This is a genomic window from Deferrisoma camini S3R1 (assembly GCF_000526155.1).
Taxonomy (GTDB): Bacteria; Desulfobacterota; Deferrisomatia; order Deferrisomatales; family Deferrisomataceae; genus Deferrisoma; species Deferrisoma camini.
Map to the genome: position 1 here is coordinate 1,907,890 of NZ_JAFN01000001.1, position 26,857 is coordinate 1,934,746.

The window sequence follows — 26,857 nt, forward strand, 5'->3', positions numbered from 1 at the left end:
GGCGCGAACCGCGCAGGAAGTATGACTCTAAAACTCACGGCACCCAGGAGCCGACGATGGCGTGGGAAATGGTTGTGGGCCTTGAGGTCCACGCGCAGCTTCTGACCGAGACCAAGATCTTCTGCGGGTGCTCCGCCCGGTTCGGGGCCGAGCCCAACTCCCAGGTGTGCCCGGTGTGCATGGGGCTGCCGGGCGCGCTCCCCGTGCTGAACCGGAAGGTGGTGGAGTACACCCTCAAGGTGGCCCTGGCCACCCACTGCCGGGTGGCCCCGTTCAGCCGGTTCGCCCGGAAGAACTACTTCTACCCCGACCTCCCCAAGGGCTACCAGATCAGCCAGTACGAGCTGCCGATCCTCGAGCACGGCTGGCTCGAGGTCACGGGCGCCGACGGCGGGACCAAGAGGGTCGGCATCACCCGGATCCACATGGAGGAGGACGCGGGCAAGCTCCTCCACCCCGAGACCCCGGGCGCCGACTATAGCCTGGTGGACCTGAACCGGGCCTGCGTGCCGCTCATCGAGATCGTGAGCGAGCCGGACATCCGAAGCCCCAAAGAGGCGTCGGAGTACGTGCGCAGGCTCCGGGAGATCCTGGTGTACCTGGGGGTGTGCGACGGCAACATGAACGAGGGCAGCCTGCGGGTGGACGCCAACGTGTCCGTGCGGCCCAAGGGGGAGACCCGGCTCGGCACCCGCACCGAGATCAAGAACCTCAACTCGTTCAAGTTCCTGGAGCAGGCCCTTGCCTACGAGGCGGAGCGGCAGATCGACCTGCTGGAGACGGGGGGCGAGGTGGTCCAGGAGACCCGGCTGTTCGACAGCCAGAAGGGCATCACCCTGTCCATGCGCTCCAAGGAGGAGGCCCACGACTACCGGTACTTCCCGGACCCGGACCTGCCGCCGGTGGTGATTGACCCGGACTGGATCGAGCGGGTCCAGGCCGACCTGCCCGAGCTCCCGGACGACAAGCGCCGCCGGTTCCAGAGCGAGTACGGGCTGCCCGCCCAGGACGCCGACCTGCTGTGCCAGAGCCGCGACCTGGCCGACTACTTCGAGGCCACGGTCCGGCTCCACCACGACCCCAAGGCCGTGGCGAACTGGATCATGGGCTACGTGCTCCGGGAGTTGAACAAGGAGGGCGCCCCGCCGATCATCGAGGCGCCGGTGACCCCCGAGCACCTGGCCGGCATGCTCGACCTGGTGAAGAAGGGCGAGATCTCCACCAACATCGCCAAGACCGTGTTCGACGAGATGTGGGCCACGGGCAAGCCCCCCGGCGTGGTGGTGGAGGAGAAGGGGCTCAGGCAGATCACGGACACCTCGGCCATCGAGGCCCTGGTGGACGAGGTGCTGGCCCGGAACCCCAAGGAGGTGGAGGCGTACCGGGCCGGGAAGACCAAGCTTCTCGGGTTCTTCGTGGGTCAGGTGATGCGGGCCACCAAGGGCAAGGCCAACCCCCAGGCGGTGAACCGGCTGGTGCGCGAGAAGCTGGAGGCCGGGTCGTGAGCGGGTTCCGGGCCGTGGAGTGGACCGGCGAGGCGGTGCGGCTGCTGGACCAGCGCCGGCTTCCCACCGAGGAGACCTACCACGACTACACCGACCCCGAGGCCGTGGCCGTGGCCATCGAGCAGATGGTGGTGCGGGGGGCGCCGGCCATCGGGGTGACCGCGGCCTACGGGGTGGCGCTGGCGGCCCGGAGATGGGCCGGGGCGACGGCGGCGGAGTTCCGCTCGGCCATGGAGAGCGTGTTCGAGCGGTTCGCCCGCACCCGGCCCACCGCCGTGAACCTGTTCTGGGCCCTCGACCGGATGCGGCGGGCGGCCCAGGGGGCCCCGGACCCGGCCCGGGCGGCCGAGGCCCTGGAGGTCGAGGCCCGGGCCATCGAGGCCGAGGACCTCGAGGCCTGCCGGGCCATGGGACGGCTCGGGGCGGAGCTGCTCACCGACCCGGCCACCGTGCTGACCCACTGCAACGCCGGCGCCCTGGCCACCGCCGGCTACGGCACCGCCCTGGGCGTGATCCGGGCCGCGGCCGAGGCGGGCAAGCGCGTCCGGGTGCTGGCCGACGAGACCCGGCCGTTCCTCCAGGGAGCCCGGCTGACCGCCTGGGAACTCCGGAAGGACGGCATCCCGGTGACCCTCATCACCGACGGCATGGCCGGGTACCGGATGAAACGCGGCGGCGTGGACGCGGTGGTGGTGGGCGCCGATCGGATCACCCGCTCCGGCGACGTGGCCAACAAGATCGGCACCTACACCCTGGCCGTGCTGGCCCGGGAGCACGGGGTGCCGTTCTACGTGGCCGCCCCCCTCTCCACCGTGGACTTCGAGCTCTCGTCGGGCGACGAGATCCCCATCGAGGAGCGGGACCCGGCCGAGGTGACCCACTGCGGGGGCACGCGGGTCGCGCCCGAGGGGGTGGAGGTGTGGAACCCGGCCTTCGACGTGACCCCGGCCCGCTTGGTGACGGCCATCGTCACGGAACGGGGCGTGGCCCGACCACCTTACACCGAGTCGCTGGACGCCCTGCGGCGTTGACGCCAGGGGGCGTTTCCCGCTACGGTTCTTTCCATTCCGGGAGGCCCACGTGATCCGATCCGCCCGTACCCTCCTCTGCCTCGTTCTCGGCATCGCCCTCGCGGGGTGCTGGGGCACCCAGCGGCTGGAGGACCTCTCCCCTGCCGAGCTCTACGCCATGGCCCAGAGGGCCGTGGAGAAGTACCGGTACGAAGAGGCCCAGAAGCTGATCGACCGCATCCGCGACGACCACCCGTTCTCTAAGTTCGCCACCGAGGCGGAGCTGCTCGAGGCGGACATGCTGTTCCGCCAGGAGAAGTTCGAGGAGGCGGCCGCCGCGTACCGGGGGTTCGAGGAACTCCACCCCACCTACCCGAAGCTGGACTACGTGATCTTTCGGCGGGGCTTGTGCTACTACAACCTGAGCCAGCCCCCCGACCGGGACCAAGAGCCCACCCACCGGGCCCTGGAGGCGTTCCAGAAGCTGCTGTACGCCCGCCCCAAGAGCCAATACGCGGCCGAGGCCCAGGAAAAGGTAAAGGAGCTGCGCCAGCGCCTGGCCGAGCACGAGATGTACGTGGCCCGGTACTACCTGCGGAAGAAGCGATACTCCGCGGCCCTGGGACGGCTCCAGGAGCTGGTGCGCTCGTACCCGGACTCACCCCTGCGCGACCAGGCCCTGGCCCTGGCGTTGGAGATCCAACCGAAGGCCGAGAGGGAGAAGGTGGGGGAGGATGAGTAGCTCGTAAAGGTCCGTTTTCCGATAGGAACGGACCTTTTCGTTTTTTGTTGGTCACTTTTCATTTGGGGAAGGTACGGCCGCAAAACCGGAAAGGAGACGTTCCCGTGGACTCGGCGATCGTGGAGCTCACCCACCTTGGGCGCGAGGCGTTCAACGACGGCCGGTACGAAGAGGCCGAACGCTACCTGCGCAAACTTCTCGACATGGACTGCCGGTTCGCCGACATCTTCAACATGCTGGGGGCCATCGCGTTCCAGAAGGGCGACCGGGAGGGGGCGGTGGGGCTGTTCCAGGAGGCCCTGGACGTCAACCCCCACTACACCGAGGCGCTCCTGAACATGGCCGTGGCTTTGAACGACCTGGGCCGGTACGACGAGGCGGAGCGGGCCTTCGAGAAGGCCCGGAGGGCCTCCCGGGTGGACCAGGGCACGGTGGACCCGTACATCAAGGGGCGCCTGGCCAACGTGCACGCCGACATCGGCGAGATCTACCACAGCCTGGGCATGCTGGCCGAGGCCGAGGCGGAGTACCGCAAGGCCCTGTCCCTGGGCCCCACCTTCCCGGACCTGCGCACCCGGGTGGGCGTGCTGTTCCGGGACATGGGGCGCTACGACGACGCCGTGGCCGAGTTCCGGCGGGTCAAGGAGGAGCACCCCCATTACACCGAGGCCGGCATCCAGCTGGGCATCACCTACTACAGCCGGGGCCAGGTGGATCTGGCCGTGGAGGAGTGGAACGGGGTGCTGGAACGCTCGCCCGACAACCCCAAGGCCTTGATGTACCTGCGGCTCGCCGAGCGCGAGCAGGTGTGAGCAGGGAGGCTGGGAGGCCAGGAAGCTGGAAAGCTAGAAAGCTCTAACCCCTCCGGCTCCAGCTTGGGAACTCCGCCCTTGCGAGAACGTCCTTCCCTTCGCGAAAGGATCTCTCGTCGCGTCTCCGGTTCGGGCCGCCCCGGAGCACGGCGGCCGCCTCCCCGCGTTCTAACCTTTCCCCTCCCCGATCCGGAACTCCTCCTGGTGCAGGTGGGGCCGAGCCTTGAGCACGATCTGCTTGCCCAGGGTCTGCTCCAGGGCCTCGAGCCCTGAGCGCTCCTCGTCGTAGAGGTAGTGGACCACGTCGGGGTGGGCCTCCACCACGATCGTGTCCGAGGCGATCCCGTGACGACGGCGCCGGATCTCGCGGAACACGTCGTAGGCCACCGTGGACCGGGACCGCACGTACCCCTTGCCCTCGCAGTAGGGGCACGGCTCGCACAGCATCCGGCCCAGATCCTCGTGGACCCTCTTGCGGGTCATCTCCACCAGGCCTAGGCTGGAGATCTGCAGCAGGTTCGTCTTGGCCCGGTCCCTCCGCAGCTCCGACTCCAGGGTCTCGAACACCTTGCGGCGGTTCTCCTCCACTTCCATGTCGATGAAATCGATGATGATGATGCCCCCGATGTTCCGGAGCCGGAGCTGGTAGGCGATCTCCCGGGCCGCCTCCAGGTTCGTCTTGAGGATGGTCTCCTCCAGGTTGCGCTTGCCCACGTAGGAGCCGGTGTTCACGTCGATGGCCGTGAGGGCCTCGGTGCGCTCGATCACGATGTAGCCCCCGCTCTTGAGCCACACCCGCCGCTCCAGGGCCTTGGAGATCTCGATCTCGATGTCGTAGAAGCTGAAGATCGGCTCGGGCCGGTTGTAGAGCTCCACCAGCGGGCGCGCCTGGGGCACGTAGGTGCCGACGAACTCCAGGATCTTTTTGTACTCCTCGGCCGAGTCCACCACGATCCGGCGCACCTCGGGGGTGTACAGGTCGCGGATGGCCCGGAACGAGATGTCCAGGTCGCAGTGGAGCAGGTTGGGGGCCGACACCCGGGCCGCCCGCTGGACCACGTCGTCCCACAGCCGGGTCAGGAACTCCATCTCGGGCTTCAGGTCGTCGGCGGTGCACCCCTCGGCCGCGGTGCGCACGATGAACCCGCCGGGCCCCGTGCGCAGCTCGGCCACCATCTCCCGCAGGGCGGCCCGCTCCTCCTCGTCGGTGATCCGGCGAGACACCCCGATGTGGTTCACGTGGGGCAGGTACACCACGTTGCGGCCCGGCAGGCTCACGAACTGGGTGATCCGGGCGCCCTTGCGCCCCAGGGGCTCCTTGGCCACCTGAACCAACACCTCCTGGCCCTCGTGGAGCAGATCCTCGATGGGGGCCGCGGGCTTGGGGGGACGCAGGGGGACGTCTCCGTCCTCGTCCAGGCCGAACATCTCCGCGTACTCCTGGATGTCGGAGTACACGTCCGACACGTACAGGAACGCCGCCTTCTCGAGGCCGATGTCCACGAACGCGGCCTGCATGCCCGGCAACACCCGCACCACGCGGCCCTTGTAGATGTTGCCCACCACCCTTCGGTCCTTGACGTGCTCGATGTAGAGCTCGGCCAGGACCTTGTTCTCCAGCAGGGCCACCCGGGTGTCCTGGGGCGTGGCGTTGATGATGATCTCTTTCGACAGGCTGGGCGCCGCTTCCACCTCGGACATGTCTGCTCCGGTAACTTCGGTCGTTGGTCGTCAGTCGTTGGCCGTCGGTCGGGGGCCTTCGGCCCGCTAGGCGGCTAGGCAGCTAGGCGGCGGGGCGGCTCTCGAATCGCGCCAAAGCTCGGGGGCATGGGGTCTGCTGGAGCGCCCGCCCGTCTAACGGGCCGATCTAGCCGGAATTTCTCTAGTTTCTAGTCTCTGGTTTCTGGTCTCTGGCCTTGCCGGAAGCAGGCCCCATGCCCCGGCAACAGAACGGAGCGGCCGCCGGTCAACTCAGCCGCATCCGCACCTTGACGATCCGGTCGCAGGCCCGCACGCCCTCGGCCAGGCCTGCCAGGCGGTGCACCAGATCCTCGGGCGTGACCGCGGTGCCGTTTTCGGCCCGGCGAATCCGCACGTGCAGCCGCCCCTCCTCCTCCCAAAGGCCCTCCACGTACCGCCGGGCGTCCAGCACCCGATCGGCCTTGTTCTTGCGGTGCTTGACCACCGGGAACTCGGCCACGGCCCAGAACGCCCCGATCCGCTCCCGCCAGCCGGAGCGCTCCCCCACGGCCGCGGCCGCCTCGGCCGTGGGCACCACCTCGTACTCCTCCACCGTGCCCCCCCCGGTCAGCCCCTTGGTGTCCGGGCCGATCACCCACAGGGCCTCCACCCTGAGCCCTTCGGGCAGGCTGGCGTTCATGCGGGCCTGGGTCTCGGGCAGGAGCGGCACGGTCCACACCTTCAGGTCCGCCAGCTCGGCCCGGCTCTCGGTGCCCAGCGGAAGCGCCGGCCCCAGCACGATCCGGGGCTGGGGATGGTGCCCGCGGGAGTACACCACGTCCACCCCGGCCGCCCGCAACGCCCGGTGCAGAGCGGTCACCGTCTCCAGATGGGCCAGGAACGAGGCCGGGCCCTGCTTGGAGAACCGGAACCGGATCCGGGGGACCTGCGACAGATCCTCGGGCTTCGGCGGCGCAGGCTCGGCCGGCGGCGGGTAGGGAACCGGGTCAGCCACCCGGGGCTTCACCCGGTCGAAGTCGCACAGGCCGCACCCCTGGCACCGGCCGCCCCGGCAGTCCGGGGTGGGCTCGGCCCGCAGGGCGCGCTCCCACTCGGTCCGCAGGAACGCGGGGTCCGCGCCCAGGTCCACCACGTCCCAAGGCTGGGGCGCGGCAGGATCCCGCTCGGCCAGGAACTCCTCGACCCGCAGCCCGGCCTCCCGGAACGCGGTCTCCCAGGTCTGCCACCGGAACTCGCCGGTCCAGGCGTCCATGCGGCATCCGTTGCGGTAGGCCGCCTCGATCACCCGGCCCAGGCGCCGGTCGCCCCGGGCAATCACCCCCTCGAGCACGCTCATCCGGGCGTCGTGCCAACGCAGGTCCACCGCCCCCCGCCGCAGGTTCTTCTTGAAGAACGCCTGGATCTCCTCGATCTCGGCCACCCCGATCTGCCGGGCCCACTGGAAGGGCGTGTGGGGCTTGGGCACGAAGTTCGAGATGCTCACGCCCACCCTGCCCCTGCCCTTGGGCGCGGCCTTGGCGATCCGGCGCACCAGCTCCACGATGGCCTGGCGGTCCTCGGCGGTCTCGGTGGGCAACCCCACCATGAAGTAGAGCTTCAGCCCCTTCCAGCCCGCCGCGAACACCTTGTGGACCGCCCCGAAGATCTCGGCCTCGGTGATGTTCTTGTTGATGACCCGTCGCAGCCGCTCGGACCCGGCCTCGGGGGCCAGGGTGAACCCCGTCTTGCGCACCCGGCGGATCTCCTCGAGCACCCGGTCGTCCAGGCTGTCGACCCGCAGGCTCGGCAGGCTCACCGCGGTCTGCCGCCCGCCGTGCTCGCGCATGAGCCGCACCAGGAGCGGCCCGATCGACGAGTAGTCCCCGGTGGACAGGGACAACAGCCCCACCTCGTCGTACCCGCTCTGCTCGACGCCCCCGGCCACGGCCCGGGCCACCTGGTCGGCCGGCCGCTCCCTCACGGGCCGGTAGTAGAACCCGGCCTGGCAGAACCGGCACCCCCGGGTGCACCCTCGGCAGACCTCCACGGCGAGCCGGTCGTGGATCGTGGAGATAAACGGCACCACCGGCCGGGTCGGCGGAGGCCAGGCCGCGAGGTCCGGCAGCACCCGCCGCCTCACCCGCATCGCGGGGTCGAACCCGGCGAACCGGCCGGCCTCGAACCGCGGCCGAGTTCGGGCCGGCACGTACACCCCCTCGACCCGCGACAGGGCCTGGAGCCTCGCCTCCCGATCCGGCCCCGCCCCCTCCAGGGCCCGGGCCAGCTCCACCACGGCCTCCTCGCCGTCGCCCACGAAAAACGCGTCGAAGAAATCGGCGAACGGCTCGGGGTTGGCGCACACCGGCCCCCCCGCGATCACCAGGGGATGGCCGGGGCCCCGGTCGGCGGCCCGGAGCGGCACCCCGCCCAGGTCGAGCATCAATAGCACGTTGGTGATCGACAGCTCGTAGGGCAGGGTGAACCCCACCAGGTCGAACTCCACCAGCGGCCGGCCCGACTCCCGGGTGACCAGGGGCCAGCCCCGGCGCCGCAGCAGGGCCTCCATGTCGTGCCAGGGGGCGAAGGCCCGCTCGGCCAGGACCCCCTCCTCCCGGTTCAGGGTGTGGTACAGGATCTGGAGCCCCAGGTGGCTCATGCCGATCTCGTACACGTCGGGGAAGCACAGGGCCACCCGCACCCCGGCCCCGCCCCAGTCCTTGACCACGGCGCCGACCTCGAGCCCCTCGTACCGGCCGGGCTTCTCCACTTCGAGCAGTGCGCGTCCGTACCTCATGCCGTCCTTTTCTAACCGGCCCGGCGGGCCGGGTGCCGTCTCAGGATCGAAAGTCATTGACCCGGCGGACAAACCAGCGCTACCGCCCGGATCGGAGGGGCAAGGGCCTGCCGGAGAGCCGGGCGCGGATCAGTGCATCCGGCCCCCGGGCCCCGGCGGCTCACCGGTCCGGGCCCGCCCCAGCGGGTCGGTCAGGAACGACGCCTTGCAGGCCGGGCACAACAGGAACCCCTGCGCCTGGTACACGTCCCGGCCGGCCGATCCCGGATCGACGCCGTCGAGGGCCCGCATGAACGCCTCCAGGTCGTCCATGTCGCCCTGGTCGGGGAGCACGCCGTCGAAATCGGCCGTCACGTGGATCGTGATCAGGTACTTGAGGCTACCCGGGGCCAGTTCCGCCCCGCACCGGTCGCACTGGGCCATTCCCGTCGTCCTCGCCGGGGATCGGTCCGCCGAAATTGGAGACCGGATTCAAGCACACCGGCCCCACCGCCACAAGCGGCCGCCCCCCGCACAAAAAAACCGGGTCCGATCGGCCCGGCCCTGTGTCGTGGTCGCGTTGGTGAGTTCGGTCGTTGGTCGCTAGTCGTTGGTCGAAGAGCCAGGGATCACCGGGGCGGCCGGGCGGCTTTCGAGCCGCCACCAAACCCTTGGGGGGCGTGGGGCCTGGTGGAGTGCCGGATGCAGCGTACGTCGGATGCTGCGCTCACGCACGGCCGGAACCAGGCCCCATGCCCCACCGCCAAACCCTCGGGGGGGCTCAGCACGCCTCTCCGCATCGCACGGCTCGGGTCAGGTCCTCGGGGGTGAACGGAAGGCGGCGGAACAGCTTCTCCTCCAGCCTGCGGGTCCGCTCCCAGTTGGCCCGGATCCGGGCCTCGGCCTCGGCATGGTTCCGGCCGTAGCGTTGGATCAGATCCTCGAACCGCTCCGCCAGGCTCACCACCTCCTCGTGGCGTACCCGCTTGTCGCTGTAGTTGAGCACCTCGGCCTCGTCCACCCTCCCGTGGGGCCGGCTGCCCCGCAGCTCCACGTGCTGCCCCACCAGGTCGGCCACCTCCGCGTACCCGGCACCCCGGAGGATGTCCGCCCCCTCCTTGGCGTGGTCCTGGAGCGACCCGAGGCACCGGGCCTTGGCCACGTCGTGGAGCACCGCGGCCGCCTCCAGCAGGTCCGGATCCAGGTCCTGGCCCCCGTACTCCCGGAGCCACCGTCCCAGCACCCGGGCCACTCGGGCCACCTGGCGGCTGTGGCGCCGGATGTGGGCCGGCACCCCCCACTCGTCCAGCAGGCGTTCCTGCTCCGCCGGCCCGGGCACGGCCCGGGCCGGCTCGTCCCGGTCCGCCACGGGGGGGCTCACCGCTTCAGAAACTTGGCCGCCCGAGCCACCAGGGCGCTGGCGTCCAGGCCCAGGCGCCGCCGGACCTCGCCGGGGTCCCCCGCCATGCCCTCGCCCTCCACCCCCAGCTTGAGGAGGCGGCACGAGATGCCCCGGGTGGCGATCACGTCGGCCACCCGGGCCCCCAGGCCGGTGCGCACCGTGTGGTCCTCGTAGGTGATGACCCGGCCCTTGCGCAGGTTCTGAAGCAGCACCGGGTCCTCGCTATCCACCAAGGCCCCCGGGCACGGCACGTGGAGCACGGCCGGCCCCATGCCCCGCTCACGAAGGGCCTCCCAGGCCGCGATGGCCTCCAGCACCAGGGGACCGGTGGTGAGGATCACCCCGGAGTCCCCGGGCCGCACGAGGTCGATCCGGCCGTACTCGAACCGGTACTCTCCCCCAAACAGCGGTCGGCCGTCCACGTCGGTCACCACCGCGGTGGGGGTGCGCCACACGCCCACCACCCAGTTGCCCGGCTCGATCAGGGCGACCCGCGCCACCCGGTCCATCTGGTTCGCGTCGGCCGGGAACACCATGCGGCACCGGGGCAGGTTCTCCACCAGGCTCACATAGTCCAGGCACAGCCCCGCCCGGCCCCGCCGCCCGCCTTCCACCCCCAGGGCGGCCGCGAACAGCTTCACGTGGGTCCGGTTGAGATCGTTCAGGCGCAGGGAGTGGAACGCCCCCTCCAGGGCGTCGGGCCCCCGAGCCAGCCACACCGGAACCCCCCCGGCCAGGCTGAACGCCCCCAGGGCCACCCCCACGGCGGCGTCCTGGCCCCGCACCTCGAAGAACCGGTCCCGGGGCCGGGGCAGGTTGGCCGCGTCGGCCCCGCCCACCACCACCTTCCCCTCGAACAGGGCCATCGGCGCCCCGGATTCCTCGGCCTCCTCCGCCTCCAGCACGTCGGCCAGCACCCCGGCCAGGGCCGTCTGACCCGACACCTCGGTCCCGGCGGGGTAGTCGCGGTGGGTCAGGGGCACGGCCGGCACCGGGTGGTCCTCCGGCTCCTCCTCCAGGTTCAGGTCGAACTCCCCGAACGCGGACCGGTAGTCCTCCTCCTCGTCCAGCGACGGGTCCTGGCGCAGCTCGCGCATGGCCTCCCGGTACTCCTCGTCCGTCAGCCGGATCTCGTGGTACCGGGGATCGTTCTCCATGAACGACACCCCGTGGCCCGACGTGGTCCGGGCCACCACCAGCACCGGGGCGCTCTGGATCTGGATGGCCCGCCGGATGGCCCGGTAGATGTCGTCGGGGTCGTGGCCGTTGACCTCGATCACGTCCCAGCCGTCGGCGATGTACTCGTACTTGATGCTCTGGAGGTAGGCCTCGGCCGCCTTTCCGGTGGCCATCACCCCGTTGGCGTCCATCACCGCGGTGATCTGGTTCAGCCGCTGGCGCTTGGCGAACCGCCGGGCCTCGGCCACGATGCCCCGCTGCTGCTCCCCGTCGCTCACCACCACGAATACCTGGTTCTTCGCGCCGGACAGCCGCCCGGCCAGGGCGAACCCACACGCGGCCGCAAGCCCGGCGCCCGGCACCCCGCCGGTCCACTCGACACCGGGCACGGCCCGGTTCGGCGCCTCCTCGAACACGCTGCCGGCCTTGGCGAACAGGCTGACCGCGTCGTCCCGGTCCACGAAGTCGAACCGGCCCAGGGTGGCGTACAGGGCCGCCGTGAGGTGGGGAGGGCTCAGCACGATCCGGTCCCGCTTCGGCTCGTCCGGGTCCGACGGCCGCACGTTGGCCGCCGCGTACAGGGTGACCAGGATCTCGGCGCACGAGAGGCACCCGGCCGGATGCCCCTCGCCCACGAGGTGGATCATCTTGAGCACGTCGCCGCGGACCTGCCGGGCGAGATCCCGCAGCGTCCGCACCTGTTCGGCCGACAGCTCCTCCAGCTTGAAGCCCTTCGGTAACTGCATCCACGACTCCTTCACATCCCGCGGCGCGGGCCCGGAAATCAGTACTCGTCGTCCTCCAGCCCGTCCTCGTCCAGGTCCTCGTCCTCGTCGTCGTCCTCCTCGTCCTCCCGGAACGATTCCCAGGCCCTGCGAGCCACGGGGGTCTTGAGGAGCTTCCCGATGCCGGACAGGATCGCCTGCACGGGGTGGTCCACGTCCTCCAGGTCCTCCGCCTCCACGTACTCCGCCAGCTCCTCGGCCGCCTCGGCCCGGAGCTCCTCGTCGAACAGGTCGTCCCAGGAGAACTCCATGTCCTCCACGGGCTCCCCGTCCAGGTAGAAGACGACCCCCTCGTCGTCGTAGACCGCTTCCAGGGTGGAGATGATCTTCCTCTTGGGCATGGCTCCCTCCTCCGCCCCGCCACGAAGCCGGTAAAGCCGCGGGAACATAGCATCCAGGCACCATTCTGGCAAGACCGCCCTCGCCCGGCTCAGGCGGTTCCGCCCAGGCTCCTCACCGTGGTGCGGAACTGGAGCGCCTCGAGCACGTGCTCCCGGAGCACCCGCTCCGACCCGGCCAGATCCGCGATCGTGCGAGCCACCTTCAACACCCGGGTGTAGGCCCGGGCCGAAAGCCCCAACCGCTCCACCGCGTGGCGCAGCACCGGTTCGGCATCGTCCGCCGGGGTGGCGAACCGCCGCACCGCCCGGGCGGTCATGGCGGCGTTGGTGGTGATGCGCGTCCCCCGGAACCGGTCGGCCTGGCGGCGCCGGGCGTCGGCCACCCGGGCCCGGATCTCGGCCGACGGCTCCCCCGGCTCCCCTTGCCCGTGGATCTGCCGGAACGGCACCGCCGGAACGTCCACCTGGAGGTCGAACCGGTCGAGCAGGGGCCCGCTCACCCGGGCCCGGTACTTGCGCAGGGCCGAGGGCGAGCAGGAGCAGGCCCGGTACGGATCTCCCCAGTACCCACACGGGCACGGGTTCATGGCGGCCACCAGGGTGAACCGGGCCGGGAACGTCAGGGTTGTGGAGGCCCGCGAGATGGTCACCTCGCCGTCCTCCAGGGGCTGGCGCAGCACCTCGAGCACGTGGCGCTTGAACTCGGGCAGCTCGTCCAGGAACAACACCCCGTTGTGCGCCAGGCTGATCTCCCCGCAGCGCGGAACCGTGCCCCCGCCGATCAGCCCGGCGTCCGAGATGGTGTGGTGAGGAGCCCGGAACGGCCGACGCACCACCAGGGGGCTGCCGCCGTCGCGCACCCCCATGGCGCTGTAGATCCGGCTCGTCTCCAGGCACTCGTCCCAGCTCATCTCCGGAAGGATCGTGGGCAGCCTTCGGGCGAGCATGGTCTTGCCGGAGCCGGGCGGCCCCACCAGCAGCACGTTGTGCCCCCCGGCCGCCGCGATCTCCAGGGCCCTCTTGGCGTGGGCCTGGCCGCGGACCTCGGCAAAGTCCACGTCGAAGGCCCCCCGCGCCGCCAGCACCTCTGCCGGGTCGGCCTCGACCCGGCCGAGCCCGCCGCTTCGCAGCCCCTCCACCACCTGCCCGATGGAGTCGGCCGGGTGCACGGCCACCCCTTGCACCACGGCCGCCTCCACCGCGTTCTCCCTGGGCACGCACAGAGCCCCGAACCCCAGCCGGCGGGCCTCCAGCGCGATGGGCAGCACGCCCCGCACCGGCCGAACCGAGCCGTCCAGCGCCAGCTCGCCCAAGAACAGCGTACCCTCGGGGACCGACAGCTTCAGGTCCGGGTCGGCCGCCAGCACCGCCAGGGCCACGGGCAGGTCGAAGGCGGCGCCCTCCTTCTTCACGTCGGCCGGCGCCAGGTTCACGGTGATCCGGTGGGGCGGGAACCGGTATCCGGCGTTGCGCACCGCCGCCTTCACCCGGTCGCGGCTCTCCTTGACCGCCCCGTCCGGCAACCCCACCACGGTGAACGAGGGCAGCCCGTGGGCCACGTCCACCTCCACGTCCACCCGGAACGCGTCCACCCCCAACACCGCCGCCGAGCACACCCGAGCCAGCAACGCCCACCTCCCCGCCCCCAGCGCGCCAAAGTACCCAAGGCCCTGCCGACCCGCAAGGGGCAAGGGGGCCGACGAAAGGGGCAGCACCGAGCTTTTCCCGGGAGGAACGGGAGCGGTACAGTACGGGTTCGAGCGCGTGGCCGTATCAGGGGACAGAATTCAGAGGACAGTGGACAGGACCAAACCTTCCACGTTTTGTAAAACTCCACACAGCTTTTGGACTCTACCCGAACTTCTGTCTTCTGATCTCTGGCCCCTGACACCTGAATCGCAGACCCCGTGCCCCACCGCCGAAACTGTGCGAGGATCGGTTCGAGTTACTTCTTCGCCAACAGGCCGCCTCGCGGTCTACTGGAGCTTCCCAGTAACTTCGGGCCTTCGGCCCGTTGGGCGGATGCGCCGGACTCGCCGGGATCAAAGGGGGTTTTGGCCTCCTAGCCCCCCAGCGTTCCAGCGAAAGTCACTGACAAGGACCTACCGACCATGGACGAGAGCCGGTACCCCGAATCGATTCCCAGGGCGGCCGAGGGCTGCCTGTACGTGGTGGCGGTGCCGCTGGGCAACCCCGACGACATCACCCGACGGGCCCTGCGGGTGCTGACCGAGGTGGACTGCGTGGCCGCGGAGGACACCCGTACCGCGGCCCGGCTGCTGGCCCGGCACGGGCTGAGGAAGCCCCTGGTCTCGTACCACGACTGGAACGAGGAGGCCCGGGCCCGCCAGCTGCTCGGCCGGCTCGAACGCGGGGAGCAGATCGCGCTGGTGTCCGAGGCCGGCACCCCGGGCATCAGCGACCCCGGGTTCGACCTGGTGCGCCTCGCCCGCCAAAGCGGCCACCGGGTGGTGCCGGTGCCGGGCCCCAGCGCGGTGGCCGCCTTCCTGAGCGCCTCGGGCCTGCCCACCCATGCCTTCTCGTTCCACGGCTTCCCGCCAAAGCGGGCGGCCCGCCGCCGGGCGTTCTTCCGGGAGCTCCGGGACCGCACCGAGACCCTGGTGTTCTACGAGTCGCCCCACCGCATCCTGGCCGCCCTGGACGACGCGCTGGCGGAGTTCGGCGACCGGGAGGCCGCCCTGGCCCGGGAGATGACAAAGCCCCACGAGGAGTTTCTCTGGGGCACGATCTCGGGGATCCGAGGGGACCTGGAGCGGCGGGACCGGGTCCGGGGCGAGGTGTGCTGGGGGGTCCGGGGCAGGGACCCCCGGCGTCCTCCCGAGATCAGCGAGGCAGAGGCGGCCGAGGCGGCCGCCCGGGTCGAGGCCCTGGGCCTTCCCCCCCGCCGGGCGGCCCGGGAGCTGGCCCGGCTCACCGGCATGTCCACGGACGAGGCCTACCGCTACCTCTCAGAACGCCGAGGGCGGGGGTAGCGCCGCGCCCCGCAGCCCCCTTCCCGACCCGTGGCAGGCGACAGGCCGGTTTGACAAGGCCGTGCCGGCCGGAAAGGCTGGTTGGATCCGTCACCTGCCACCGCGACGCGGGGAGCCCATGCAGATCTCCCTCCTGAACGACATTCTGATCATCTTCGGGCTGTCGGTGCTCATCCTGTTCGCGTGCAACCGGCTCCGGGTGCCCGCGGTGGTGGGGTTCCTGTTCACCGGCATCCTGGTGGGCCCCTACGGGCTCGGCCTGATCCAGGCGCTCCACGAGGTGGAGATCCTGGCCGAGATCGGCGTGGTGCTCCTGCTCTTCACCATCGGGATCGAGTTCTCGTTCCAGAAGATGCTCCAGATCAAGCGGCCGGTCCTCGTCGGGGGCTCGCTCCAGGTGGGGCTCACGTGCCTGGCCGCGTTCCTGCTGGCCCGGCGGCTGGGCCAGCCCACGGGCCAGGCGGTGTTCCTCGGGTTCCTGTTCTCCCTGAGCAGCACGGCCATCGTGCTCCGGCTCATCCAGGAGCGGGCCGAGGTGGACAGCCCCCACGGGAGCACCACCTTGGGTATCCTGATCTTCCAGGACGTGGCCATCGTGCCGATGATCCTGGTCACCCCGCTCCTGGCCGGCACGGCCGGGGGCTCGGGCGGGGCCGCCCTGCTCCTGGTGGCCAAGGGGCTCGGCATCGTCGCGCTGGTGATCGTGAGCACCAAGTGGGTCGTGCCCCGGGTGCTCTACCAGGTGGCCCGCACCGGCAGTCAGGAGCTCTTCCTCCTGAGCGTGATCGCCATCTGCCTGTCGGTGGCCCTGCTGACCGCCGCGGCCGGCCTCTCCCTGGCCCTGGGGGCGTTCCTCGCGGGCCTCATCATCTCGGAGTCCGAGTACAGCCACCGGGCCCTCGGGAACATCCTGCCCTTCCGGGACGCCTTCACCACCTTCTTCTTCGTATCCATCGGCATGCTCCTGGACGTGGGCTTCCTGCTCCGGGAGCCGGCCGCGGTCACCCTGCTCGCCCTCGGCATCCTGGTGCTGAAGTCGGCCATCGCCGGCCTGGCCGCCGTGCTGCTGGGCCTTCCCCTTCGCACCGCGGTGCTGGTGGGCCTGGCGCTGGGGCAGGTGGGGGAGTTCTCGTTCATCCTCTCCCGCACCGGGGTGGAGCACGGCCTGGTGACCGGGGACCTCTACCAGCTCTTCCTGGCCGGCGCGGTCCTGACCATGGCCGCCACCCCCTTCGTCATCGCCCTGGCGCCCCGGGTGGCCGACGCGGTGGTACGCCTGCCCCTGCCCCGCAGGCTCAAGGCCGGCATGGACCCGGCCCCGGCGGACGGGGACGAGACGCGCAGGGACCACCTGGTGATCATCGGGTTCGGGGTGAGCGGCAGGAACGTGGCCCGGGCCGCCGCCGTGGCGGGCATCCCCTACGCGGTCATCGAGATGAACCCCGACACCGTGCGCAGCGAGCAGGCCCGGGGCGAGCCCATCCGCTACGGCGACGCCACCCAGGAGACCGTGCTGGAGCACGCCAACGTGCCGGAGGCCCGGGTGGTGGTCGTGGCGATCAACGACCCCACGGCCACCCGCCGGGTCACCGAGGCGGTCCGGCGCCTGAACCCCAAGGCCCACCTGATCGTGCGGACCCAGTACCTCCAGGAGATGGGGCACCTCTACGACCTGGGGGCCGACGAGGTCATTCCACAGGAGTTCGAGACCTCGGTCGAGATCTTCACCCGGGTCCTGACCAAGTACCTGGTGCCCCGGGACGAGATCGAGCGGCTGGTCACCGCGGTGCGGGCCGACGGCTACGAGATGCTCCGGAGCCTCTCCGGGCTGCCGCCCTCCGTGGCCGACCTGAAGCTCCAGCTCCCCCACATCGACATCGTCACCCTCAAGGTCGCCGAAGGCTCGGCCCTGGCGGGCGCATCCCTGGCCCAGGCCGAGCTCCGGAAGACCCACGGGGTCACCGTGCTCGCGGTGCGTCGGGGCACACAGATCGAGGTCAACCCCCCGGCCGACATGGAGCTGCGCCACGGCGACATTCTCTTCGTCCTCGGCCCGCCCGAGAGGATCGCCGACGTGGTGGAGCTGTGCCGCGGCGCAACAGAAAGGCAAGGCGAAGGGTGAGGCGGGGCCCCGGCCGGGCGTGAGGGCAGCATCCGCAGGGATGGCGAAGCAGGGCGTCCAACCGTGCCAGAGAAAATGTCCTTGACAAAAAATAACCCATCCGCTATTATTTTAACATTAAACTACATACTGGAGGCAGCATGGGCACCCACCATCTAGGAACCGAAGAAGAGGTGCGGGCGTTGGACGCCTACATCAAGCTGATGCGGGCTGCCAACGCGCTGACGGCTCGCGTGCACCGTCACCTGGCGGAGGAGAGGCTCACGATCAGCCAGTTCGGTGCGCTGGAGGCGCTGTACCATCTCGGCCCCCTCTGCCAAAAGGACCTGGGGAGGAAGCTCCTCAAGACCGACGGGAACATCACCCTCGTCGTGGACAACCTGGAGAAGCGGGGGCTGGTGGAGCGCCGGCGAGATGCCAAGGACCGACGCTACGTGATGGTTCACCTCTCCGACGAGGGCCGAGAGCTGATCCGACGGACCTTTCCCCGACACGTGGCCGGCGTGGTCGAGGCCCTGAGCGTTCTCGACCCTTCCGAGCAGCAGGAACTGGCGCGGCTGTGCCGCATCGTTGGAAAGCGGGCAGCCGACTGATGGGAGTTTTTCTTGGAGATTTAGTTCAACATTGAAACGTATGGAGCGGAGCCCCACTCCCTCAGGCCGAGCACGAACCCAATGTGAAGGAGACAGCCCGATCATGGAGAGCGTGTCCACGTCATCCGACGCGGCAAGCCGGCTCACGCGCGCCTGGCTGCTGCGGGGAGCGGCGCCGATCCTCCGGTACCACCGCGGCAAGACCGGTGCTCCTGGCGTCTGTGGCCCCTCGGGCCGCGCCGACTCCCCTTCCGTACTTTTGGCGAACCATAAAACGAAAGGACTACAGCCATGAAGAACATCCTGCCCCACACCGATGCCGGCCTGATCACCCCGGAGACCTCGGTCGTCGTATTCATCGACCACCAGCCGCAGATGCTGTTCGGCGTCGCCAACATCGAGCGCCAGCAGCTCGTGAACAACGTCGTCCTGCTCGCCAAGGCGGCGAAGGAGTTCGGGGTCCCCACCGTTCTCACCGCCGTGGAGACGGAGTCGTTCAGCGGCTACGTATGGCCCCAGCTGATGGACGTCCTTTCGGACCAGCAGCCCATCGAGCGCTCCAGCATGAACTCCTGGGACACCCCCGCGTTCCGCCAGGCGATCGAGACCTCGGGGCGCAGGAACGTGGTCGTCTCTGGGCTGTGGACCGAGGTCTGCGTGACCTGGCCCACGCTGAACATGCTGGATGCCGGCTACAACGTGTACATCGTGGAGGACGCCTGCGGTGCCACCTCCTCGGCGGCCCACGATGCGGCGCTCCGGCGTTCCGTACAGGCCGGGGCCGTGCCGATGACCACCATCGCCACGGTGCTCGAATTCCAGAGAGACTGGGCCAACCGGGACCACTATGACGCCTTGATGGATCTCCTCCGGGAGCATGCCGGAGCGTACGGCAGCGGCATCGAGTACGCCTACTCGATGGTGCACAAGGCTCCCCAGGCGGCGCTCCACCCGCACGTGGTCAGCCCTTAGGGGCAACCGAGCCGGCCGGCGGTCCCCCACCGGACCGCCGGCCGCGAGGAGGCAACGGAATGGAAGACCCTATCCATGTCGCCGTCACCCGCACGGTGAAGCCGGGATGCGAGGCCGCCTTCGAGGACGCCATCCGCGCGTTCTTCGTGGCGTCCATGGGCGAGATCTCGACCCTCGGCGCGCAGCTGCTGCGGCCCCTGCCCGGACGAAAAGATCGCACCTACGGGATCCTGCGATCCTTCGCCAACGAGGAGGAGCGCGATGCGTTCTACGCCTCCGAGCATTTCCGCCGTTGGGAGGAGACCGTGGGTCCGCTCGTGGAAGAGGGGTACTCGCGCCGGAACCTACACGGCCTGGAAGCCTTTTTCGAACCGACCGGGACGGACCGTCCCCCTCCGCGCTGGAAGATGGCCGCGCTGACCTGGCTCGGGGTGTGGCCGACCGTCTACCTCGTCTCAATGGGGGTGTCACGGCTGCTCCAGGGCTGGCCCCGGTGGGCCGCCACCGGGGTGGTCACCCTGCTGGTCGTGCTGGCCCTTGCCTGGGGCGTGATGCCCATCATGACCCGGTGCTTTCGGCCCTGGTTGAGCGACCCCGCTTCCGCCGAGACGCCACCGGGCTGACGTCCCCTGGGAGCGGAACGCCCGACGGGTCGCTGCCGGGGCACGAAGCCCCCGCACATACACCCATCCGGCCTCGGGGCGTGGAGGTTGACCCTCCGCCCCCGCTGCCGCACCACTCGCGCCGAACGGCCGAGAGGAGAGCGAACATGAACCGGACACGAGAGCCGCAACAGATCCTTGCCAGCCGTCCCACCGTGGACGGGGCCGGCGTACGGCTCCGGCGCAGCGTCGGCCACGACCGGGGGCTGATCCCCCGCTTCGACCCCTTCCTGCTCCTCGACGACATCCACGCCAGCGACCCGGACGACTACCTGGCGGGGTTTCCGTGGCACCCCCACCGGGGCATCGAGACGGTGACCTACGTGCTCCGCGGCGAGGTGGCCCACGGGGACAGCCTCGGGAACCAGGGCGTGATCGGCTCGGGCGACGTGCAGTGGATGACCGCCGGCAGCGGCATCGTGCACCAGGAGATGCCGCGACGCTTCCCGGGGGTCATGCGCGGGCTGCAGCTGTGGGTGAACCTGCCGGCCAGCCACAAGATGATGCCCCCGCGGTACCGCAGCGTGACCGCCGCGTCCGTTCCCGAGTGCCGCCTCGATGGGGGCGCCGTCGTGAGGGTGATCGCCGGCCGCTGCAACGGCTGCGAGGGCCCGGTGGCCGAGATCGTGCGAAAACCGGAGTACCTGGACGTGGAGGTGTCCCCGGGCGGAGAGTTCACCCACGCCACGGTACCGGGCCACACGGTGCTCGCCTACACCCTGGAGGGCGAGGGGCTCTTCGGTCCCGGATCGTCCCGGGAGACCCCGGCCGACCACGTCGTCCTGTACGGCCCCGGCGACCTCGTCACCGTTCGGGGCGGGGCCGGCGGGGTCCGGTTCCTGCTCTTGGCCGGCGCCCCCCTGGGCGAACCGGTGGCGTGGCGAGGACCGATCGTCATGAACACCGAGGAGGAGCTGGACCTCGCCTTCCGGGAGTATCGTAACGGGACCTTCCTCAAGTCGAGCCCCCATCCGTGACCCCTTTCCACGCGTTCTAGGCATTGCCATGCCTCTTCGCCTCCACCTCATGGTCCGGGGGGCACGGGTTTCAGGGGCCAGGATTCAGAAATCGGTGGACAGGGAGAAGGCTCTTCGGTGCCTCGAGAGGATACCCCCAGGAACCCAAACGCTTTTCGGGATTTCCTGTCTCCTGTCCGCTGAATTCCGGTTCCTGAACCCCATGCCCGCCGCCGGTAATGGCCCTGGACCAACGCACGTTACCCTTCTCCGTCGTAGGGCCCCCCAGGGTCGATGGGGGCTTCTCCGTCATCCGGTCGGCTCACCCGGGCCTTGAGGCGGGGGAGCACTTGGGAGAAGGCGGGGTGGTCGCGGCCGCCCAGGAGGGCGAACAGTAGGACCTCGGTGGTGAGGGGCACGGCCCCGGCCCGCACTAGGAGCTCCCGGCCCACCCGCTGGTCGCGGGGGGTCCGGGAGAACACGGCGTCGTCCAGGAACGCCACGGTGCGGCCCCGCCCCAGGAGCCCCACCGCGGTCTGGAGCACGCACACGTGGGTCTCGACCCCGAGCAGCACGAGCCAGGGCCGGTCTAGGTCCTCCAGGGCCTGGAAGCTCTCTGGGTCGGCCGTGGCGTCGTAGCGGGCCTTGGCGACGACCCGGGCGCCGGGGGCGGCCCCGAGCACCCGGCCGTGGGTGGGGCCGAGCCGGTCCGGGTCCAGTTCCAGGATCAGGGTGGGGAGCCCCAGGGGCGCCAGGAGGTCCAGCGCCCCGGCCGCGGACTCGACCACCCGCCGGGCCCGCCGGGGCGGGTAAGCCTTGAGCAGCCCCGGCTGCACGTCGATCACCACCAGGCCAGCCCCGGCCCGGCCCGGCATCACCGCCCTCCGACCGGGGCGCCTTCCTCCCGCGTCGCTATGATCGCACATCGTTCCCGCTCTCCTCTCCGCCAGCCCCATGCCCTCGCTCCCAAACCGGGCGGGGGCCCGCCGTTGTTGCGACATTCCCCACCGCAGTACACTACACCGCGACCCGCCGGAGGAGGAGCCCCTGTGAGCGAACGCGTCGGAGGGCAGGAGGGAACGGTGCTGCGGCCCTGTTTCGGGCCCGCGCGGCAGTGCCCCCTCACCCTCCGAGTGGGGGGTGAGCCGCGGGGCTGCGACCGCCGGGAGATGCGATGCTGAGTGCCCTGATCGTTGCCGTGGCCCTGGCGCTCGGCGCGTACCTGGCGTTTTCGCGGCGCCTGGCCGGATCGGCCCGGTGGAAGGCCACGGTCACCCCCCTGGCGTCGATCATGGGCAGCGGGTTTCTGGTGAGCGCGCCGCTGCTCGGGGGGATCGTGGGGAACCTGGCCGTGGGGTTCATGGCGGTCCTGCTCGTCCTGGCCTACGCGGTGGGCGGCGCGATCCGGTTCAACATCCGCCACTTCGAACCCCTGGAGAACCGGGGCCACGGCCCGGCCCAGGTGATCGGCGAGCTGTCCCGGATCGTGCTGTCCGGGGCGTACTTCATCTCGGTCACCTACTACCTGCAGCTCCTGGCCGCCTTCCTTCTCAACGCCGTCGGCGTCCACAGCCCCACGGCCGGACACGCGATCACCACCGCCCTGCTGGTGGCGATCGGCGGGGTCGGCATGTGGCGAGGGCTGGGGGAGCTGGAGGGGCTCGAGAAGTACGCCGTGGCGCTGAACCTGGGGATGATCGGGGCTCTTCTGGTGGGGCTTGCGGTGTACAACGCCGGCCTCTTGATCCACGGCCGGTGGGCGCTGCCCGCCGTGCCCTCGGACGTGGACCTGCACGACGCCCGGGTCCTGCTGGGCCTGCTGATCGTGGTGCAGGGGTTCGAGACGTCCCGGTACCTGGGGGACGAGCACCCGGCCGCCCTCCGGATCGCCACCATGCGGACCGCCCAGCTCCTGTCGGCGGCGATCTACCTGGTGTTCATCGCGCTGGTCACGGTGCTGTTCCACCCCGATCTGGGCGCGGACGTCACCGCGATCGTGGGCATGACCCGGCCGGTGTCCGCGGTGCTGCCGATCCTGCTGTCGGTGGCCGCGATCGGCAGCCAGTTCAGCGCGGCCGTGGCCGACACCGAGGGGGCCGGCGGCCTGATCGAGGACATCACCCACCGCCGGGTGCCGGTGCGGTACGCGTACCTGCTGATCCTGCTGGTCACGGTGGCTCTGGCGTGGAGCACCGACGTCAACGGCATCATCGCGTACGCATCGCGGGCGTTCGCCCTCTTTTACACGCTCCAGTGCATCGTGGCGGTGATCGTGGCGTGGGAGGCGCGGGACCTGCCCCGGCACCGCCTGAGGGCTGCCGGGTTCGCGGGCCTGGCCGTGGCGTGCTTCGCGGTGTTCACCCTGGGGCTTCCCGCCGGTTGAGGCGACAAGACGTTCGCCAAGCCCCGGGGGGAACCTCTGCCCTCCCCTCAGCCCCGGCCGCGCAGGAACTGCACGGTCACCTCGGCGACCCGCCGGCCGTAGCGCTCGGCCGTGGCGATGTCGCCCGGGCCCGGAGCCTCGGGCGGATCCACCTGGAAGCTGGCGGCCATGGGCCCGATGAACGAGCCGACCCGGTTGGTGACCTCGGGGCCGGGGCCTCCCACGGCGTTCATGGAGTCCGGGTCGCTCTCCGCCGGGAACATGCCCGTGCCCACGTAGATCATGCCGTGCTGCATGGCGAACACCACCAGGCCCTGGAGGGTGTTGAGCTTGTCGCCGCTGAACGAGCTGGAGTTGGTGAACGCCCCGGCGATCTTGTTGCGCCAGGTGGCCGCGAACCATTTGGACACCGAGGCCTCCATGAACCGCTTCATGCCGGCCGAGATGTTGCCCATGTACGTGGCGGTGCCAAGAACGATCGCGTCGGCCGCGTCCAGCTCGTCGATGCGCTCGACGGCCTCTTCGGCGGTGTAGAGCCGGACGTCCACGCCGTCGACGGCGGCGGCGCCCCGCGCCACGGCCTTGGCCTGCAGCTCGGTGTGGCCGTACTGGGAGTGATAAACGATCGCGACGGTTGCCATGATGGGCCCTCCTCGTCTGCAGTGGACTGTGCGAGTCGAAGCCGACTCTACACCGCCCCGCCAGACCTGCAAGGCCGGGAGGGCCGCAGCCGCTGAAAAAGCCTCTTTCAGGCACTCCCTTTGCGCACAGCTCTTCCACGAGCCGGAACTCGACCTACGGCTTCGCAAAGTTCACGGTGTAGTTCTTCCCCCTGCCGCAACTCGACACGAACGCAAACCCCTGCTCTTCAGCCAGTGAACGCACGGCCTGCAGGGGCAAGAAGTCAGGGTCTCCCGGCTGCTCCGTGATCGAGAGGAGCCCTGGGCTGCGAAGGCACCTGTAGATCCCTTGGAGGCACGCTGCCCGATCAGAGACCTCGCCCAACACCGCCACAAGAAAAACGACATCGAAACTGCCTTCACCAAAGGGCAGGTTGGTCGCGTCACCTTGCGTGAACCCCACAGAGCGCAATCCTGCCGTCCCGATCCTCCGGCGTGCCCTCTTGAGCATCTCCGATTGCACATCGAGCACCGCCAGGTGCCCGTGCGGGATGCGCCGTGCCACCTCGACGCTGAAGTATCCCGGACCCGAGCCGATTTCCAGCACCCGAGAGTCTTGTTCGAGGTGCAGACGATCGGCCAGCTTCTGGGGGGAAAGCACCAGCCGGCGCAAGAACGAGCCCAAAAGCAACGAAAATTGGTACGGGTAGACGCCTTTTCCGAAAAACCGCCTGACGATGTCTACCAAGGCTCCTCTCCGCTCACCCCACGGGCCTCCTTTCTCGCCCCGGTCAGGATCTCCTGAACCGCTTCGGGATCCTCCCGAGCCACCCTGCGCCAGGGGCCGGGCCGCGGCTCACCTTGGCGCGCCCACCCCCACCCTCTCGTCGCAGGCCTCCTGTTCCCTGCCTCGCCCGAGCACCTTCAGACTCCGGCACGTGCTGCCCCAGTCCAGGCAGGTCGATCCGGGCGCTTCGCGGCATCCCCCGCTACCACGCATCCCCAATTCTCGCAACTACGACGCCCCGGCCCTGCAGGGGCATCCGGGGCGGCCCGGCCTCGATCGCCGTTTGACCCCTGGGGGTGCCGGGGGTAGCCTTTTCGGGAAAGCGCGGTGGCCCCCGGGCGGCTGCTTTCGTCCCCTGGAGGGCGCTCCCGGACACGAAAAGGAGAGAAGCATGGACACCTCGGCCCGGCCCGACAACGAGCTTCGCAGAGCCACGATGGAGCGCAAGAAAGCGCCGGGGCACCGATGCCTCGGGCGGCAGCGGGACGGCAAATACGCGCTCTCCGTGGGGGTTCCCACGGGGTGTCTGTCCCCTTCGCAGCTCCGGAGCCTAGCCGACATCGTGGAGAGGTACGGGAGCGTCGGCCACCTCTCGACGGCCCAGAGCCTGATCATCGTGGGGATCGACGGGGAGCACTACTACGAGGCCAGGCAGGCCGTGATGGACGCGGGCCTCGACGTGCGCTCCATCGGCAGGGACGTGCGGCAGGTGAAGTGCTGCCCGGGCGCGGACTTCTCTCCCTTCGGCCTCCAGCGAACCCTTCCCCTGGCGACCCTGCTGGAGGAGACGTTCCGGGGGGTCCCCACGCCCATGAAGTTCAAGATCAGCGTGTCCGGATGCCCCAACTGCTGTGCCAACACGAAGCTCAACGACTTCGGGATCCACGGCACGGTGGACGGCTGGAAGGTGTTCGTGGGGGGGAAGATGGGCAACACCCCGGTGATCGGCCGGGAGATCGCCTCGTCCGTGCCCACGGACGACGTGCCGAGGTACCTGGCGGCCGTCATCCGCACGTACCGGGACCGGGCCGAGCCCGACGAGCGCCTCGCCGCCACCATCGAGCGCATCGGGCTCGACGCGTTCCGGGAGGCGGTGGAGGGGTGCCTCGACCTTCCCTACGACGATCTGGCCGCCATGGCCAGGGAGGCGCGCGAGGAGGCGGCCCGCTGCCAGTGCATCGGTCCCCTCGGCGCATGACCCGGCCGCCAGCCCTTCCGGCGTGACCCCGGAGGGCCGCTCATCCCCTTTCAGCGGATTTGCTTTCTCCCCCGGCCAGGGTCTCCCAGGGTCTCTGAACCGCTTCGGGACTCCCTATGCCGGCCCCGCAGGGGGGCGAAGCACGTGGTAGTCCTGGTCACCCGCAAGCGCCCACGCCAACAATCGGGCCTCCCCTCCCCCTCGACAACCGGGAGGGACGCTGCTGGACAACCGGGAGGGACGCTGCTGCGTAGTTGCCTAGCGCTTCCTCACGCACCCTCTACCGGACAACCGGGAGGGACGCTGCTGCGTAGTTGCCTAGCGCTTCCTCACGCACCCTCTACCGCGTCTCCGCCCAAAACGTCCCGAAGCACCTCCGGCTCCGCCCGGGCCACCTTCCGCCCACGCGCCAAGCACCGGCTCGCGCCCGATCGCCCAAGCCTTAGAATCCGCCCCACCTCCGTAGCCTTCAGCCCCAGCACGTCCACCCCAACGTGGCACACCAGCCCCCGCGCGTCGCTCACCCGCGAATCCGTGCTCCGCCGCAGCACTCGCTCGGGTTCCAGCCCGTAGCGTGCAGCCACCCGCTCCACCACCTCCTCTACTGTCCACGGCGGCCGCACCACGTCCCGTAACTCCTCCCGACGCCACAGCTCCTCCACGAACGCCCCGCTTCCCAGCACCCGCTCGTCGTATGCCTCCCTCTCCTTCCCAGGCCCAAGGACCTTGAGGCTCCGGCGCAGCCCGCCCCCCACCAGCTCGTCCCGCCGGCCTTGCTTCACCCCGGCCGCCACGAACCGCTCGTATTCTTGCCTTGCCTCCCCGACCGTTCGGCCGAACCGCCGCAGAACCTCTTCCTCCGCCTGCCCCGGAAGCTCCCGCGCCCCCATCAGCACCGCGTGCCCGCTCCACCGGTACCGGCGAAGCCCCTCCACCCCCGGCACCAGGCCGGCCCGAACGGGGTTCAGGTGGATGTACCGGACCAACTCCAACAGGTACGGCTCCTCCTCGCACACGATCGACTTGTACCGGTTCTGGAACAAATGCCCGCTGCGGGCGTGGCGCTTGTTGAAGGTCCCGGCGTAGCCCGTGAGGAGCCGGCGCATGAACGTGGACAGCGGCACGTCCCAACGCCGAAGCAGCAGGTGCACGTGGTTCGACAACAGCGCCCAGGCCAGGCACTCGGTGCCGGTGTCCACCAGGAGCGAGCTCAGTCGGGCCACAAACCGCTCCCGATCCTCCTCGTCGCGAAAGATCACCTCGCGGGCCACCCCACGCACGATCACGTGCTGCAACAGTCCAGGTAGGTCGATTCGGGCGCTTCTCGGCATACCCCACCTCC

At 70.1% G+C, this 26,857-nt stretch carries 23 protein-coding genes; 12 read left to right on the forward strand and 11 right to left on the reverse strand.

Features of this window, described 5'->3' with window-relative positions:
* Positions 1 to 56: 56 nt before the first annotated feature.
* From gatB to DEFCA_RS0108430, 4 genes are all read left to right on the forward strand, one after another.
* The gene (gatB, locus tag DEFCA_RS0108415; RefSeq protein WP_025322586.1) at positions 57 to 1,505 is read left to right on the forward strand and encodes an Asp-tRNA(Asn)/Glu-tRNA(Gln) amidotransferase subunit GatB; all 1,449 of its coding nucleotides are present in this window, start codon (positions 57 to 59) and stop codon (positions 1,503 to 1,505) included.
* On the forward strand, positions 1,502 to 2,536 hold the full coding sequence (gene mtnA, locus DEFCA_RS0108420; protein WP_025322587.1) for an S-methyl-5-thioribose-1-phosphate isomerase: 1,035 nt from the start codon (positions 1,502 to 1,504) through the stop codon (positions 2,534 to 2,536). Before gatB ends, mtnA begins: the two co-directional genes overlap by 4 nt.
* A gap of 49 nt (positions 2,537 to 2,585) precedes the next feature.
* A complete protein-coding gene (locus DEFCA_RS0108425) occupies positions 2,586 to 3,257 on the forward strand; it encodes an outer membrane protein assembly factor BamD (RefSeq protein ID WP_025322588.1) in 672 nt (223 codons plus the stop codon).
* A 104-nt stretch (positions 3,258 to 3,361) separates the two neighbouring features.
* A complete protein-coding gene (locus tag DEFCA_RS0108430; RefSeq protein WP_025322589.1) occupies positions 3,362 to 4,069 on the forward strand; it encodes a tetratricopeptide repeat protein in 708 nt (235 codons plus the stop codon).
* 168 nt (positions 4,070 to 4,237) lie between these two features.
* Here DEFCA_RS0108430 and DEFCA_RS0108435 read toward each other — a convergent pair whose 3' ends face one another.
* From DEFCA_RS0108435 to DEFCA_RS0108465, 7 genes are all read right to left on the reverse strand, one after another.
* A complete protein-coding gene (locus DEFCA_RS0108435; protein ID WP_025322590.1) occupies positions 4,238 to 5,743 on the reverse strand; it encodes an Rne/Rng family ribonuclease in 1,506 nt (501 codons plus the stop codon).
* Between the two features lie 292 nt (positions 5,744 to 6,035).
* A complete protein-coding gene (locus DEFCA_RS0108440) occupies positions 6,036 to 8,543 on the reverse strand; it encodes a TIGR03960 family B12-binding radical SAM protein (protein WP_025322591.1) in 2,508 nt (835 codons plus the stop codon).
* 129 nt (positions 8,544 to 8,672) lie between these two features.
* A complete protein-coding gene (locus tag DEFCA_RS0108445; protein ID WP_025322592.1) occupies positions 8,673 to 8,966 on the reverse strand; it encodes a hypothetical protein in 294 nt (97 codons plus the stop codon).
* A gap of 337 nt (positions 8,967 to 9,303) precedes the next feature.
* Positions 9,304 to 9,891, reverse strand: a complete 588-nt coding sequence (locus DEFCA_RS0108450) for an HD domain-containing protein (protein ID WP_025322593.1) — start codon at positions 9,889 to 9,891, stop codon at positions 9,304 to 9,306.
* Positions 9,892 to 9,899: 8 nt separating this feature from the next.
* Positions 9,900 to 11,849 (reverse strand): transketolase C-terminal domain-containing protein, encoded by a 1,950-nt coding sequence (locus DEFCA_RS19315; protein ID WP_025322594.1) that lies wholly within the window; start codon positions 11,847 to 11,849, stop codon positions 9,900 to 9,902.
* A gap of 38 nt (positions 11,850 to 11,887) precedes the next feature.
* Positions 11,888 to 12,229, reverse strand: coding sequence for a hypothetical protein (locus DEFCA_RS0108460; RefSeq protein ID WP_025322595.1), 342 nt, complete (start codon positions 12,227 to 12,229; stop codon positions 11,888 to 11,890).
* Positions 12,230 to 12,318: 89 nt separating this feature from the next.
* Positions 12,319 to 13,857 carry a YifB family Mg chelatase-like AAA ATPase gene (locus tag DEFCA_RS0108465; protein WP_025322596.1) on the reverse strand — a complete coding sequence of 513 codons (1,539 nt, stop codon included), beginning with the start codon at positions 13,855 to 13,857 and terminating at the stop codon, positions 12,319 to 12,321.
* Between the two features lie 483 nt (positions 13,858 to 14,340).
* Between DEFCA_RS0108465 and rsmI the strand changes: the two genes are divergently transcribed.
* The 6 genes from rsmI to DEFCA_RS0108495 all read left to right on the forward strand — a co-directional run bounded on the left by rsmI (position 14,341) and on the right by DEFCA_RS0108495 (position 20,548).
* Positions 14,341 to 15,222 (forward strand): 16S rRNA (cytidine(1402)-2'-O)-methyltransferase, encoded by an 882-nt coding sequence (rsmI, locus tag DEFCA_RS0108470; RefSeq protein ID WP_025322597.1) that lies wholly within the window; start codon positions 14,341 to 14,343, stop codon positions 15,220 to 15,222.
* 118 nt (positions 15,223 to 15,340) lie between these two features.
* A complete protein-coding gene (locus DEFCA_RS0108475) occupies positions 15,341 to 17,344 on the forward strand; it encodes a monovalent cation:proton antiporter family protein (RefSeq protein ID WP_025322598.1) in 2,004 nt (667 codons plus the stop codon).
* A 140-nt stretch (positions 17,345 to 17,484) separates the two neighbouring features.
* Positions 17,485 to 17,937 carry a MarR family winged helix-turn-helix transcriptional regulator gene (locus tag DEFCA_RS0108480; protein WP_025322599.1) on the forward strand — a complete coding sequence of 151 codons (453 nt, stop codon included), beginning with the start codon at positions 17,485 to 17,487 and terminating at the stop codon, positions 17,935 to 17,937.
* A gap of 291 nt (positions 17,938 to 18,228) precedes the next feature.
* Complete coding sequence (locus tag DEFCA_RS0108485) at positions 18,229 to 18,909, forward strand: hydrolase (RefSeq protein ID WP_025322600.1); 681 nt, start codon at positions 18,229 to 18,231, stop codon at positions 18,907 to 18,909.
* 59 nt (positions 18,910 to 18,968) lie between these two features.
* Entirely contained in the window at positions 18,969 to 19,532 is a 564-nt protein-coding gene (locus DEFCA_RS0108490; RefSeq protein WP_025322601.1) for an antibiotic biosynthesis monooxygenase, read from the forward strand.
* A gap of 146 nt (positions 19,533 to 19,678) precedes the next feature.
* On the forward strand, positions 19,679 to 20,548 hold the full coding sequence (locus DEFCA_RS0108495) for a pirin family protein (protein ID WP_025322602.1): 870 nt from the start codon (positions 19,679 to 19,681) through the stop codon (positions 20,546 to 20,548).
* A gap of 239 nt (positions 20,549 to 20,787) precedes the next feature.
* Here DEFCA_RS0108495 and DEFCA_RS19320 read toward each other — a convergent pair whose 3' ends face one another.
* Positions 20,788 to 21,402 carry an isochorismatase family protein gene (locus DEFCA_RS19320; RefSeq protein ID WP_051463216.1) on the reverse strand — a complete coding sequence of 205 codons (615 nt, stop codon included), beginning with the start codon at positions 21,400 to 21,402 and terminating at the stop codon, positions 20,788 to 20,790.
* A gap of 299 nt (positions 21,403 to 21,701) precedes the next feature.
* Here DEFCA_RS19320 and DEFCA_RS0108505 point away from each other — a divergent pair, with 299 nt between their 5' ends.
* Entirely contained in the window at positions 21,702 to 22,910 is a 1,209-nt protein-coding gene (locus DEFCA_RS0108505) for a hypothetical protein (RefSeq protein ID WP_025322604.1), read from the forward strand.
* A gap of 47 nt (positions 22,911 to 22,957) precedes the next feature.
* On the opposite strand, the gene DEFCA_RS0108510 is transcribed toward DEFCA_RS0108505, so the two are convergent.
* Both DEFCA_RS0108510 and DEFCA_RS0108515 read right to left on the reverse strand, forming a co-directional pair.
* Positions 22,958 to 23,551, reverse strand: coding sequence for a flavodoxin family protein (locus DEFCA_RS0108510; RefSeq protein ID WP_025322605.1), 594 nt, complete (start codon positions 23,549 to 23,551; stop codon positions 22,958 to 22,960).
* 154 nt (positions 23,552 to 23,705) lie between these two features.
* Positions 23,706 to 24,278, reverse strand: coding sequence for a class I SAM-dependent methyltransferase (locus DEFCA_RS0108515; RefSeq protein WP_025322606.1), 573 nt, complete (start codon positions 24,276 to 24,278; stop codon positions 23,706 to 23,708).
* Between the two features lie 430 nt (positions 24,279 to 24,708).
* Here DEFCA_RS0108515 and DEFCA_RS22220 point away from each other — a divergent pair, with 430 nt between their 5' ends.
* Positions 24,709 to 25,515 carry a hypothetical protein gene (locus DEFCA_RS22220; protein WP_025322607.1) on the forward strand — a complete coding sequence of 269 codons (807 nt, stop codon included), beginning with the start codon at positions 24,709 to 24,711 and terminating at the stop codon, positions 25,513 to 25,515.
* Between the two features lie 329 nt (positions 25,516 to 25,844).
* Here the strand turns inward: DEFCA_RS22220 and DEFCA_RS0108525 are convergent, their stop codons facing one another.
* On the reverse strand, positions 25,845 to 26,846 hold the full coding sequence (locus tag DEFCA_RS0108525) for a transposase (protein WP_025322608.1): 1,002 nt from the start codon (positions 26,844 to 26,846) through the stop codon (positions 25,845 to 25,847).
* Positions 26,847 to 26,857 lie beyond the last annotated feature (11 nt).

Excerpts from the sequence above, each read along its gene's own strand:
- DEFCA_RS0108480 (WP_025322599.1), top strand. The coding sequence starts at position 17,485 with ATGGGCACCCACCATCTAGGAACCGAAGAAGAGGTGCGGGCGTTGGAC.
- DEFCA_RS0108445 (WP_025322592.1), bottom strand. The coding sequence starts at position 8,966 with ATGGCCCAGTGCGACCGGTGCGGGGCGGAACTGGCCCCGGGTAGCCTC.
- DEFCA_RS0108475 (WP_025322598.1), top strand. The coding sequence starts at position 15,341 with ATGCAGATCTCCCTCCTGAACGACATTCTGATCATCTTCGGGCTGTCG.
- DEFCA_RS19315 (WP_025322594.1), bottom strand. The coding sequence starts at position 11,849 with ATGCAGTTACCGAAGGGCTTCAAGCTGGAGGAGCTGTCGGCCGAACAG.
- DEFCA_RS19320 (WP_051463216.1), bottom strand. The coding sequence starts at position 21,402 with ATGCCGGGCCGGGCCGGGGCTGGCCTGGTGGTGATCGACGTGCAGCCG.
- rsmI (WP_025322597.1), top strand. The coding sequence starts at position 14,341 with ATGGACGAGAGCCGGTACCCCGAATCGATTCCCAGGGCGGCCGAGGGC.
- DEFCA_RS0108460 (WP_025322595.1), bottom strand. The coding sequence starts at position 12,229 with ATGCCCAAGAGGAAGATCATCTCCACCCTGGAAGCGGTCTACGACGAC.
- DEFCA_RS0108490 (WP_025322601.1), top strand. The coding sequence starts at position 18,969 with ATGGAAGACCCTATCCATGTCGCCGTCACCCGCACGGTGAAGCCGGGA.
- DEFCA_RS0108505 (WP_025322604.1), top strand. The coding sequence starts at position 21,702 with ATGCTGAGTGCCCTGATCGTTGCCGTGGCCCTGGCGCTCGGCGCGTAC.
- DEFCA_RS22220 (WP_025322607.1), top strand. The coding sequence starts at position 24,709 with ATGGACACCTCGGCCCGGCCCGACAACGAGCTTCGCAGAGCCACGATG.
- DEFCA_RS0108525 (WP_025322608.1), bottom strand. The coding sequence starts at position 26,846 with ATGCCGAGAAGCGCCCGAATCGACCTACCTGGACTGTTGCAGCACGTG.
- DEFCA_RS0108495 (WP_025322602.1), top strand. The coding sequence starts at position 19,679 with ATGAACCGGACACGAGAGCCGCAACAGATCCTTGCCAGCCGTCCCACC.
- DEFCA_RS0108510 (WP_025322605.1), bottom strand. The coding sequence starts at position 23,551 with ATGGCAACCGTCGCGATCGTTTATCACTCCCAGTACGGCCACACCGAG.
- DEFCA_RS0108440 (WP_025322591.1), bottom strand. The coding sequence starts at position 8,543 with ATGAGGTACGGACGCGCACTGCTCGAAGTGGAGAAGCCCGGCCGGTAC.
- DEFCA_RS0108485 (WP_025322600.1), top strand. The coding sequence starts at position 18,229 with ATGAAGAACATCCTGCCCCACACCGATGCCGGCCTGATCACCCCGGAG.
- gatB (WP_025322586.1), top strand. The coding sequence starts at position 57 with ATGGCGTGGGAAATGGTTGTGGGCCTTGAGGTCCACGCGCAGCTTCTG.